Origin of the sequence: Sphingobium jiangsuense, assembly GCF_014196495.1 — a bacterium.
In the GTDB taxonomy this organism is placed as follows: Bacteria; Pseudomonadota; Alphaproteobacteria; order Sphingomonadales; family Sphingomonadaceae; genus Sphingobium; species Sphingobium jiangsuense.
In genome coordinates this window covers 98,529-110,266 of the sequence record NZ_JACIDT010000001.1, presented here as the reverse complement: position 1 = coordinate 110,266, position 11,738 = coordinate 98,529, and the positions used below count along the sequence as shown (strand labels likewise).

8 protein-coding genes are annotated in these 11,738 nt (G+C 64.6%); 6 read left to right on the top strand and 2 right to left on the bottom strand.

Features of this window, described 5'->3' with window-relative positions; translation table 11 throughout:
- Positions 1–18 precede the first annotated feature (18 nt).
- A complete protein-coding gene (locus tag GGR43_RS00520) occupies positions 19–1,356 on the top strand; it encodes an MFS transporter (RefSeq protein WP_425502142.1) in 1,338 nt (445 codons plus the stop codon).
- Positions 1,356–2,624, top strand: coding sequence for a mechanosensitive ion channel family protein (locus tag GGR43_RS00515; protein WP_188069993.1), 1,269 nt, complete (start codon positions 1,356–1,358; stop codon positions 2,622–2,624). The genes GGR43_RS00520 and GGR43_RS00515 overlap by 1 nt, the downstream gene beginning before the upstream one ends.
- A gap of 21 nt (positions 2,625–2,645) precedes the next feature.
- Here GGR43_RS00515 and nhaA read toward each other — a convergent pair whose 3' ends face one another.
- Positions 2,646–3,815 (bottom strand): Na+/H+ antiporter NhaA, encoded by a 1,170-nt coding sequence (gene nhaA / locus GGR43_RS00510; protein WP_188069992.1) that lies wholly within the window; start codon positions 3,813–3,815, stop codon positions 2,646–2,648.
- On the bottom strand, positions 3,812–4,630 hold the full coding sequence (locus tag GGR43_RS00505) for a universal stress protein (protein WP_188069991.1): 819 nt from the start codon (positions 4,628–4,630) through the stop codon (positions 3,812–3,814). Before GGR43_RS00505 ends, nhaA begins: the two co-directional genes overlap by 4 nt.
- Positions 4,631–5,241: 611 nt before the next feature.
- Between GGR43_RS00505 and GGR43_RS00495 the strand changes: the two genes are divergently transcribed.
- From GGR43_RS00495 to GGR43_RS23450, 4 genes are all read left to right on the top strand, one after another.
- Positions 5,242–6,447, top strand: coding sequence for an MFS transporter (locus tag GGR43_RS00495; protein WP_188069989.1), 1,206 nt, complete (start codon positions 5,242–5,244; stop codon positions 6,445–6,447).
- Positions 6,448–6,477: 30 nt separating this feature from the next.
- Positions 6,478–8,811 carry a TonB-dependent receptor gene (locus GGR43_RS00490; protein WP_188069988.1) on the top strand — a complete coding sequence of 778 codons (2,334 nt, stop codon included), beginning with the start codon at positions 6,478–6,480 and terminating at the stop codon, positions 8,809–8,811.
- Between the two features lie 63 nt (positions 8,812–8,874).
- Positions 8,875–10,113: an FAD-dependent monooxygenase gene (locus GGR43_RS00485; protein WP_188069987.1), complete on the top strand. Its 1,239-nt coding sequence runs from the start codon at positions 8,875–8,877 to the stop codon at positions 10,111–10,113.
- Positions 10,114–10,163: 50 nt separating this feature from the next.
- Positions 10,164–11,684: an amidohydrolase family protein gene (locus tag GGR43_RS23450; RefSeq protein WP_223177228.1), complete on the top strand. Its 1,521-nt coding sequence runs from the start codon at positions 10,164–10,166 to the stop codon at positions 11,682–11,684.
- Positions 11,685–11,738: the final 54 nt, after the last annotated feature.

The window sequence follows — 11,738 nt, the reverse complement described above, 5'->3', positions numbered from 1 at the left end:
CGGGCAGCCGATCCGAGCATTATCGTCGAGGTTTCCGGAACCCCGCCGCCGGAAGCGGTGACGGACCGGGCCACGCTTCGTCGCGCGATCGCGGCGTCGGCGCTGGGCAATGCGACCGAATGGTTCGACTATGGCATTTATGCCTATGGCGTGACCTATATCTCCGCCGCACTTTTCCCCGGCGATGTCGACGAGGCCGTGCTGTTCGCGCTGGCGACCTTCGCCATCTCTTTCCTTGTCCGGCCATTGGGCGGACTTTTCTGGGGGCCGCTGGGCGACCGGCTGGGGCGAAAATCGGTGCTGGCCTTCACCATATTGCTGATGTCCGGCGCAACGCTGTGCGTCGGGCTGATCCCCGATTATGCCAGCATCGGCTTTTGGGCGCCGACCTTGCTGATCCTGCTGCGCATGGTGCAGGGCTTTTCGACCGGCGGCGAATATGGCGGCGCGGCAACTTTCATGGCCGAATATGCGCCGGACGACCGGCGCGGTTTTTACGGCAGCTTTCTGGAATTCGGCACGCTGGCGGGTTTTTCGTTCGGCGCCTTCCTGATGCTGGCCTTTTCGCTGCTGCTGGGGGACGCGGCGATGCATGAATGGGGCTGGCGCATTCCGTTCCTGATCGCCGCGCCCATGGGCCTGATCGGCATGTATCTGCGGTCGAGGATGGAGGATACGCCGATCTTCCGCGAAGAAAGGCATGGCGGCGGCCGGACCGGGACGCCGCGTCTTTCGACGCTCGTGCGGCGGCATTGGCGGCCGATGCTGGTGGTGGCTGGCCTTGTCGTTGCGCTCAACGTGGTGAATTACACGCTGCTCAGCTATATGCCGACCTATCTTCAGCGGCGCATCGGCCTGTCGCCGGACCAGGCGCTGATCGTCCCGATCATCGGCATGCTGTTCATGATGCTGTTCCTGCCCTTCGCGGGCAGCCTGTCCGACCGGATAGGGCGGCGCGCCCTGTGGGCGTTCTCGCTGACCGGATTGCTTCTCGCCGTGGTGCCTCTCTATATGCTGATGGCGACCGGCCTTGCCGGGGCGATCGTCGGCTTCGTCCTGCTCGGCCTGCTCTATGTGCCGCAGCTCGCGACCATCTCCGCGACATTCCCGGCGCTGTTTCCGACCCCGGTTCGCTTTGCCGGCTTCGCCATCGCCTATAATATCTCCACCTCTCTCTTCGGCGGCACCGCGCCCGCCATGGGAAGCGCGCTCATCACCATGACCGGCAATGAACTGATGCCTGCCTTCTACATGATGGCCGCCTGCGTCATCGGCCTTGTTACCCTGCGCTTCATGCCGGAGACGGCGGGCCGGTCCCTTCGTTACGACCCCTTTTCCGACGAGCAGCGAGTCTGATGACCGATCCTTTCACCTTCTCCGGCCAAATCGAACATCTGATACGGGCCTGGATACCCGAACCCTGGATGCAGACTGGCATATCCCTGCTTCTGTTGCTGGCGTGCGCCTGGATTTCCAACTGGATCGCCAAGGAAATCGTGCGCCGGATCGTCATGCGCGTGCTCGGACATCTTCCGTTCCCCATCGAGGCGCGGCATATCGGCGCGATCGTGGCGCGCCTGTCCAACATCGTGCCGGCGCTCGTGATCCAGGCGGGTATCGCCGCGGTCCCGCACCTGCCTGCCGGCGTGACCGCGCTGGTCCAGAGCCTTTGCGCGGGTTTCATCATCCTGACCATCGCCATCGCCCTGAGCGGCGTGCTGGACCTGCTGAACGACCTCTACCAGCGGCGCCCCCATGCCGCCGACCGCCCGATCAAGGGCTATGTCCAGATCGGCAAGATGTTCCTCTATGGCGCCGCAGCCATATTGATCATCGCGGTGCTGATGAACCGCTCGCCCCTGTTGCTGCTTTCCGGTCTCGGGGCGATGGCGGCGGTCTTGATGCTCGTGTTCAAGGATACGATCCTTTCGCTGGTCGCCTCGGTGCAGCTTGGTTCCAACGATATGATCCGGCTGGGCGACTGGATCGAGATGCCGCAGGTCAACGCCGACGGGGACGTCATCGATATCGCCCTTCATACCGTGAAGGTGCAGAATTTCGACAAGACGATCACGACCATTCCCACGCACCGGCTGATCAATGAAAGCTTCCGCAATTGGCGCGGCATGTCGGAATCGGGTGGACGGCGTATCATGCGGTCGCTGATGGTCGATCAGAACAGCGTCCGCTTTCTCGACTGGGAGGGGCTGGCCGCCGTGTCGCGCTTCGGTCTGTTGAGCGATTATCTCCAGGCCAAGCGGGAAGAGGTGGAGCGCTGGAATGCCGATCATGCCGGGGCGGAGGCCGTCGACAGCAGGCGGCTCACCAATATCGGCACCTTTCGCGCCTATGTGCGGGCCTATCTGAAAGCCCGCCCCGACATAGCCGATGACAAGACGCTGCTGGTGCGCCAACTCGCGCCCGGCGAACATGGCCTGCCGCTCCAGATCTATGCCTTTGCCGCCACGACGGCATGGGCCGATTATGAAGGCATACAGGCCGACATCTTCGACCATCTGATCGCGATCATGCCTGAGTTCGGCCTGCGCCTGTTCCAGCGTCCGTCCGGCCTCGATCTCGCGGCATTGGGACCGGCTGCCGCCATATATCCCGCCCGCCTCTGATCTGCGCCGTTCAGCAGAATCTCACCGTCCGCCAGAAGCAGACATGCGCAGGATGAGGAAACCGGCGGTGGCCGACAGGATCGAGCCGCCCAGCACACCGATCTTCACTTCGTCAATCAACAGCGGATCGGTGAAGGCGAGACCGCCGATGAACAGGCTCATCGTAAAGCCGATCCCGCACAGCAAGCAGACGCCATAGATTTGCGTCCAGGTCGCATTGGCGGGTTTCGGCGCCAGCCGGAGCCTGACGCATAGCCAGAGCGCGCCGAGCACGCCCGTCTGCTTTCCGATGAACAGGCCCGCCGCGACGCCGAGCGGCAACGGAGCCAGCAGATGCTCCATGCCGATGCCGGCGAAGGAAACGCCCGCATTGGCGAAACCGAAGACAGGTACGATGGCATAGGCCACCCAGGGCTGGAGCGCATGTTCGAGCCGATGGAGTGGCGGTTCTGCATCCTCCGGCGCGCCGGAGGATGCACGCAGCGGGATGAACATGGCGCTCAGCACGCCCGCGATCGTGGCGTGGATGCCGGAGAGCAGCACGGCCAGCCACAGGAGTGCCGCGAGCGCGAGATAGGGCTGCAAGCGTGTAACGCCACCCCGATTGAGCGCGAACAGCACGGCCATGATCGCGAGGGAAGCCAACAGCGCCAAGCCGTTGAGGCCATCGGTATAGGCGAGCGCGATGATCGCCACCGCGCCCATGTCGTCGACGATGGCAACGGTGACGAGGAACAGCTTGAGCGAAGTCGGGACGCGCCTGCCCAGCAGCGCCATCACGCCGATGGCGAAGGCGATATCGGTCGCGGAGGGGATGGCCCAGCCGCGCGCCAGTCCCGGCGTCGATCCGGCGATCGCCAGATAGATCAGCGCCGGAACCGCCATGCCGCCCGCCGCCGCGATCATCGGCAAGGCCCGATCCGACCAGCTCGACAGCTGCCCGCCGGCGAACTCGCGCTTGATCTCCAGCCCGACCAGCAGGAAGAATAGCGCCATCAGCCCGTCATTGATCCAGTGGAGCAGCGTCAGCGGCCCCAGATGGATATGCAGGCCATGGAAATAGCCGTCCGCCAGCGGGCTGTTGGCGACCAGCATGGCGAGCGCGGCGGCAAGCATCAGCAGGATGCCGCCTGACGCCTCGCTGCGCAGGAAATCGCGCAGGACGGAGGACCGGACGGCTGGCGCTGTCATGCCTTGCGCTCGCGCACCATCAGCACATCGACGCTCACGGCGGCGAGAAGCGCTTCGGCCTGACTGCCGATGGTCGCATGGGCAAAGCCGCTGCGGCCATGCGTGCCGAGGACCAGCAGGTCGGCGCCGGTGCGGTCAAGCTGGCGCATCACCACGCTGCCGGTCTCGCCCTCGTCGATCAGCGGCTCGATGCGCGCCTTCAGCGCCGCCACATCCGGATGGGCGAGGAAGGCGTCGAGTTCCTCCTGTGCCTCTGCTCGAACATCCCGTTTCACGTCATCGGACTTGAGCCAGCCTTCAAACGGAACGTGGAATGCGTGAACGAGCGTGATGGCGGTGTCGGGAAAGAGCCTGGCGGCGGCGAGGAGAGCGGCGCGCGAGCAACCGGACAGGTCGGTCGCGACGACCATATGGGCATAAGGGCCGCGGGCCCGCCCTCTCACGACGAGCACGGGGGCATCGGCATTGCGCACGATATGATCCACGGCCGTGCCCAGCACATAGTCGCCGATGCTGTTGTAGCGTGCGACGCCGGTTACGATCAGATCGCTGCCGCGCTCCGCCGCGAGTTGTGCCAGCACCTTGGGAGCCGATCCTGCCCGCACCACCAGTTCCGCCCCGCGCGCCTCCGGCGGCAGATCCATGCGCAACCGCTCGACAATCCCGGAATCGGGATTGCTGCCGCCCTTTTCCAGAACATGCGCGATAAACAGCGTCCCATCCCTCTCGTCCGCGACCCGGAGCGCGCGGTCGAGCGGCCGATCCGACCGCGCGGTGAAATCACTCGCCAGCAGCGTCTCGAAAACTACGGCCATGGTTGCTCCTTTGATGCTCGAGCGGACATTCTCCGGCCGCGGAGCGGCGCCTGGTGCAGGCGCCGCGCGCCGAAAGCTGCGCCACAGCCCGAAGCGCCGTTGTTCGCGAGCCGGTACAGAAGGGAGAGAGCGCCGATATTGCGCGGTATCGAATGCGGGTCTGTCATGCTGCGCGCACTTTTCGAAAAACGTATCAGGTTCTCCGTATTCGGGCGTGATGCCCAAGCGCACGCAGCACACGCCAAGCGCCGGCAGGATAGCGTGCTGGCCAAAAATGTTCAACCGCCGCCCGGCTGCGGGCGAGATCATTCATGATGTGCCGTCGCATGATCATATCCCTATGCTCGTGGAAATCCTGCTCTGACGGCACCCGGCCGGTCGGATGAATTATTGATATCCATCAGAGAAGTTAGGCGCGCGCATCTCAGGCGGCGGAGACAGGGCCATTTGTGCGCCAGCGATAAAAATTCCAAAATATATTTGACATTGGAAATTTTGAAGTGAATGATGCAGGGCATAACGCGGGCACCCATCATCGGTGACCGGATTGTCTTGGGATTGGAAATGGTGCCTGGTGCTCGATCATATCCGATGTCTGCCGGCGGCCACCGATGAGTGAGGAGCGTCATGTCGCGCCCTCAATGGCCATGGCTGTTGCCTGCGGGGCAATGCTGAACCTTGGCTATATGTCGCTGTGGCTTCAGCCGGCGGTAATCGGTGAGATCACGGGCGTCCGGCATATTCCTGTTGATCTGGCCGGGGTCATCGCGACGGGCGAGACGCTCACCGTCTCCGGCGTCTTGCTTCTCGCGTTCCGCTGGAAGGGGCGCATAGCCTATCGCGCGGTTGGTCTGGCGGGCCTCATGATAACGGCGCTTGCGACCTTGGCATGCTTCGTCGCCGATGGTTTCGTGTCGCTGCTGGTGGCGCGCCTTGTCGCCGCCATCGGGTTCGGGCTGATGCTGGTGGTGCCCAATCTGGCGCTGGCCTCGTTCGAGCGAACGGACCTCATGTTCGGCAGACTCTATACGTTGAACCTGCTCTGGAGCGCGTTGCTGGTCTATGCGATGCCATGGGTCGAGCGGCTGGGTTTCGGTCCCGCGCCCTTTGTGGGCTATCTGCTGTCCTGCGCGCTGATGCTTCCGCTGTTCCTGCTGATGCCCGCCGCCGCGGCCTCCCGATCGATGCGGAAAGAAGATGTGGCTGCCTTTGGCGCGGAAGCGCGGAAGATCGTGTCGCGTCTTGCATTCGGTTCGGCCGCCGTGGGCCTGGGCTTTGGCCTTGTATGGGCTTTCTTCGTCCTGTTGGGGCAAAAAGCGGGCATGGCAAAGGGGGATGCGATTACCGCATCCAGCCTGTCGCTGCTCGGCGCCTTTCTCGGCAGCGCCCTCGCGAGCCAGTCGCGCTTCTTCGCCATTACGTTGCCGATATTTCGCGTGGCCCTGTTTGCGGCGGCGGCCAGCCTGCTGTGCATTGCCCTTTCCTCGCCGCCGCCGGTCTTCGTCGCGGCTGGCATGATTGCCATGTTCGGCATGTACTTCTTCTTTCCGACCGTGCTGGGCGCGGCAGGGAAAATCGATGATACGGGCCGGTCCGTCGCCCTGATCAATGGTTCGCTTTCGACCCTGTCCGCCATTGGTCCGCTGATCGGCGGTGTCATCCTGGCCCAGGGCGGGCGCTATCTGTTGGGCTTCCTTGCCGCAGGCGCGGTTTGCGTTGCCATCATTGCTTTTGAAACGGTTCTGAGGCGCGGAAACGAGCGCAATGCGTCCGCCGCGAAACTGGGCGCTGGCAATGTGCCGGAAGCCTCACGGTAAATCCACATAACGACACAAAGGGGAGGATATATGAAGGTGTTTGCTCGCATTTCGCTGGTGGCCCTTTCGCTGGGGACATCGACCGTCGCGCTGGCGCAGGCCGGTGGCGATGCCTCCGATCGGCAGCAGGCGCAGGCCGACGGCTATCTGTCCGATATCATCGTCACCGCCACCAGGCGCGACACCAACATCCAGGACACGCCGATGGCGATCAGCGCGATCACCGGCGAGAGCCTGCGGTCGGCGGGCATCAGCCAGCCGAGCCAGCTTTCCAGCCTCGCGCCCAGCCTGCAGGTGGACCAGGGGTTCGGCAACGGCCAGACCCACGTTTCCATTCGCGGCATCGCCAGCTCGGATTTCGGGATCGGTTCGAACAATCCGGTCGCCCTCTATCTGGACGATGTCTACCAGCCCTATCAATTCGGGCTCAGCAGCCAGGTCTTCGACCTCAACCGCATCGAGGTGCTGCGCGGCCCGCAGGGAACGCTGTTCGGCAAGAACACGACCAGCGGCGTGCTCGGCTATTTCTCGCAGACGCCGGTTAACCGGGAGGAGGGCTATCTCCAGCTCGCCGGGGGCGGGGGCGACTTCACCCATTATAATCTGGAGGGCGCCTTCAACAAGCCGCTGACGGACGATCTGGCCATGCGCGTCAGCCTGCGCGTCGATCGGCGCGAGGATTATATCGACAATCTCTACACCGGTCCCGAGCCCAATGACGGGCGCGAGATCGGCGACTATTGGACTTATGGCGGGCGCGTCCAGCTCAAATGGGATGCGGGGACGGGCACGCAGGTCCTCCTCAAGATCTTCGGCGTGAAGAGCAAGGGCGACGGGCCGGTCTACACCACGCCCTATTATGGCGATCCGTGCGATCCCGCCCGGCCCTTCTTCCCCGGCGGCTATATCTGCGCGACCGGCACGGCGGGCCCGGCGAGCGACGACCCGCGCAAGGTCTATTCCAACGTGCCGACCGTCGAATCCTTCGACAATTACGGCGCGACGCTGCGGATCGACCAGCAGCTCGGCGGGTCCACGCTGACCTCGGTGTCGGCATGGGGCAAGGGGCATTACCGGGCGATCGCCAATGCCGACGGCGTTGCCGCCGATGCCTTCCAGTCGATCCAGGCCTCGTCGACGAAGCAATATAGCCAGGAAGTCCGCATCGCGACCCCGGCGTCCAGCCCGCTTCGCGCGGTCCTCGGCGGCTTCGTGCAATATGACGAGATCACCACCGATCAGGGGTCGGCCTCGACGCAGCTCGACGTGCCCGGCGCGGTGTTCGGCTATGATTATTATTCCGGCAGCCTGGGGCACCAGAAGGACACCTCGCTCGCGGCCTTCAGCTCCGTCACCTATGACATCAGCCCGGCCTTCTCGCTGATCGGCGGCCTGCGCTATTCGTCGGAGCGCAAGAAGGTGCAGGTCAACTATCTGTCCGCCGGTTTTCTCGACCTGTTGCAGGACGATGTTTCCTACACGGTCGTCACCGCGCGCCACGGCCTCGCCCCGACCCTGTCCTACAGCGACGCGAAGACCTTCTCGCGCGTCACCTGGGACGGAACGGTCAATTTCAAGCCGGGCGAGGGAACGCTGATCTTCGCGCGCGTCTCCTCCGGCTTCCGGTCGGGCGGCTATCAGATCGGCATTTCCGATCCCAGCTCGTACAATCCGGCCAAGCCCTATATCGATCCCGAAACGGTCTATTCCTACGAACTGGGCTTCAAGACCGAATTGTTCGGCCGCCGGCTGCGCCTGAACGGCTCGGTCTATCAGAGCGACTTCGACGATCTGCAGGTGCAGCTGACCAACACGTCGGGCACCGGCTCGCGCCTGACGAACGCCGCGACCGCGCGGGTGCGGGGCGCCGAGCTGGAATTCGAGTGGGCGCCCGGCAGGCTGTTCCATCTCAACGGCTCGGTCGGTTATAACGACGCGCGCTTCCGCCGCTACGTCACCGTCGATCCCAATCGCCCGCGCGGCGGCAACGCCACCGGCAACCGCCTGCCCTATGCGCCGGAATGGACGGCGAACCTCGCGCTCGACTACAAGGTCGAGGTGGGCGCGGACCACAGCATCGATTTCAACACGGGCTGGAACTATCGCAGCCGCGTCTATTTCGATGCGTTCCAGGAGCAGCTCTCGTCCGACCCCGATCGCCTGATCGGCAGCGTCCGGGTCAGCTACGGGACGGTCGGGACGGGGTGGCGGGTCACCGCCTATGCCGACAATGTGACCAACCAGATCCAGAAGGTTTATGTGTTCCCGTTCGGCGGCGCGGGGGTGCCCAACAGCTTCCTGATCGCGCCGACCATCTACGGCGCGGGCCGCACCTTCGGGTTGCAGGCGGCATTCGACTTTTGACTTGGGAAAAGGGCTGCCGGCAGGGAAGGTCCATGCCGGCGGGCCTGTGGGAGAAGAGGAATTATGACCGTGATTGCTCCAAGGGGCCGCCGGCGGATCGCCGTGGCCGGTGGTGGTCTGGGCGGGCTTGCGACGGCCATCGCCCTCAGCGCGATCGGCGAGGAGGTGACGGTCTACGAGCAGGCGCGGGCGCTGGGAGAGATCGGCGCGGGCATCCACATCAGCCCGCAGGCGACAAAGGCCCTGTGGGGGATGGGCCTGCGCGATGTCGTCGCCCGTACGGGCGACGTGATGACCGGGCAGATCCAGCGCAACATGTACAGCGGCGATCAGCTGGCCGAGACGCCGCTGGGGGAAAACGGGCACTATCGTTTCGGCGCGCCCTATTATGTGTTCCATCGCGCCGACCTGCTGGAGGCGCTCGCTTCGGCGGTGCCCGGCAACAGGGTGAAGCTGAACCACAGGCTGGCGGCGATCGAGGAGCATCCCGACCGCATCCTGCTCCATTTCGAGAACGGCGCCGTGGAGGAAGCCGACCTGCTGATCGGCGCGGACGGCATCCATTCGCGGGTCCGCAGCCATCTCTACGGCGAGGACGAGGCCCGGTTCACCGGCCAGATGGTGTGGCGCGCGCTGCTCGACGCCAGCGCCTTTCCCGACGACATTCTGGGGCCGCACGGGTCCTGCGGCTGGATCGGCAAGGGCTGCCACATCATGTCCTATTATCTGCGCGGCGGCAGCATCATCAACATCACCACCCAGTCGGACAGCGATGTCTGGCAGGAGGAAGGCTGGTCGATCCCCGGCGATCCCGACAGGATGCGATCCTATTTCCCGGATTGTGCGCCGCAATTGCAATCGCTGCTCGATGCGGTGACGACCTGTTCGAAATGGGGGCTGTTCGGACGCGAGCCCAGCCAGAATTGGGGGCGGGGGCGCATCCAGCTTATCGGCGACGCGGCGCATCCGCTGCTGCCCAATGCCGGGCAGGGCGCGGCGCAGGCGTTCGAGGACGCCTATGTCCTGTCGCGCTGGCTCGGCCGGCATGCCGACGACCCCGAACGGGCCTTTTCCGAATTCCGCCGCATCCGCATCCCGCGCGCGCATGCGGTGCAGCGGCAGTCGCAGGCCAACAGCAAGCTGGTCCACGCCGGCGACTGGGAACAGCGGCAGGAAGCCTTCCGCGCGCGCGAGGCGGCGGGGGACACCCCATTGGGCTTGAGCTGGATCTATGCCTATGAGCCGGAAAGCGAGTGGGAAATCCGGCGGGAATATCCCCTGTCGTTCGAACCGCGATCCTGACGGGGCATCATCCGGCGTTCATCGAACCATCATAGCCAAGAGGACAATCCGTGACACAAGCACCCCAATCCACAGCCGCGCCGCGTTCCGGCAACGCGGGCGACCGCATACTGCTCAAGGGCGGAACCATATTGTCGATGGACCCGGCGCTCGGTGACTTCGCCCAGGGCGACGTCCTGATCGAGGGCAGGAAGATCGTCGCCGTCGGCGCCGGTCTCGGCGATGTCGGCGATGCGCAGATCGTCGATTGCAGCGGCCAGATCGTGATGCCGGGGTTCGTGAACACCCATCATCACCAGTTCTACGCCGCGCAGCGGGCGATCATCTCCGACGGCAATCTCTGGGCGCCCTGGCCGCAGGAAGATTATATGGCGGTTCAGGACATCATGACCTTCGGGCGGATCCTCGACCAGAACTGGCAGCCGCTCTGGGATCTGGGGCGGTCCCCCTATGATCCCGAAGACTGCCGCATCGCCGAGCTGCTGACCTCGCTCAACCAGATCAACCAGGGCGTGACGACCGGCATCGACACCTCCCAGTGCCAGCACAACCCGGACTATACCGAGGCGATGCTGGACGGGATCGCGCAGTCGGGACGGCGCACCGTCTTCGCCTTCTCCTATGGCCGCGGCGACGATCCGGCCTATGAATTCCCCGGCGCGAAGGAAGATCCCTCGCGCGGTTTGGCGCGGCTGCGGGCGACGCATTTCGCCTCCGACGACCAACTGGTCACGCTGGCGCTCAATACCGACCATTTCCTGTTCACCGGGTTCAAGGCGGAGGACGTGCTGCTCGCCCGCGAGCTCAAGGTGCCGCTGCTGCAGCATTCGGGGCCGACCGAAGGCGCGATCGCGGCGGGCATGCTGGGGCCGGACATGGAATTCATCCACTGCACCGGCATTCCCGGCGAAAGCTGGAAGGCGATGGCCGACAATGGCTGCCATGTGTCGCTTTCGGTGCCGATCGAGATGCAGATGGGCCACGGCACGCCGCCGATACAGCAGGCGCTCGACCATGGCATCCTTCCCAGCCTCAGCTCCGACGTCGAAACCAACATGGCGTCCGACATGTTCACCCAGATGCGCGGCGCGTTCACCCTCCAGCGCATGCGCGTCCATGAGCGGCTGTTTGCCGGGGACCAGGACGCTCCGCCGCTGCTCACCTGCCGCCAGGTGCTGGAGATGGCGACCGTCGCGGGCGCCGAATGCGCTCATCTTTCGCACAAGATCGGGTCTATCACGCCCGGCAAGGAGGCCGACATCATCCTGCTCGACACGCGGACGTTCAACGCGGCCGGGTTCCACAATGTCGACGGGCTGGTGGTCACGCTGATGGACACCAGCAACGTGCGCGGCGTGATGGTGGCGGGGCGGTTCCGCAAATGGAACGGCGAGATGCTGGATGTCGACCTGCCGTCGCTCATCACCCGCATCGAGCAATCGCGCGAGCGGATCATGGAGCGGATGCGCACCAAGCCGCTGCCGGTCGACGGCCTCAATTCGGCGCCCGGCTTCACGCCCAAGCTGTTCGGCTCCTGCTGCATCGGCCACCGCTATGCGGCCCGTCCCTGACGGCATGCCTTTCGACGGGACGGGGAAAGGTGGGGCGGGGAAGGTGGGAGCTTT

Bases quoted from the DNA above. Each gene is read 5' to 3' on its own strand.
- GGR43_RS00485 (WP_188069987.1), top strand. From the start codon at position 8,875: ATGACCGTGATTGCTCCAAGGGGCCGCCGGCGGATCGCCGTGGCCGGT.
- GGR43_RS00505 (WP_188069991.1), bottom strand. From the start codon at position 4,630: ATGGCCGTAGTTTTCGAGACGCTGCTGGCGAGTGATTTCACCGCGCGG.
- nhaA (WP_188069992.1), bottom strand. From the start codon at position 3,815: ATGACAGCGCCAGCCGTCCGGTCCTCCGTCCTGCGCGATTTCCTGCGC.
- GGR43_RS00495 (WP_188069989.1), top strand. From the start codon at position 5,242: ATGAGTGAGGAGCGTCATGTCGCGCCCTCAATGGCCATGGCTGTTGCC.
- GGR43_RS00490 (WP_188069988.1), top strand. From the start codon at position 6,478: ATGAAGGTGTTTGCTCGCATTTCGCTGGTGGCCCTTTCGCTGGGGACA.
- GGR43_RS00515 (WP_188069993.1), top strand. From the start codon at position 1,356: ATGACCGATCCTTTCACCTTCTCCGGCCAAATCGAACATCTGATACGG.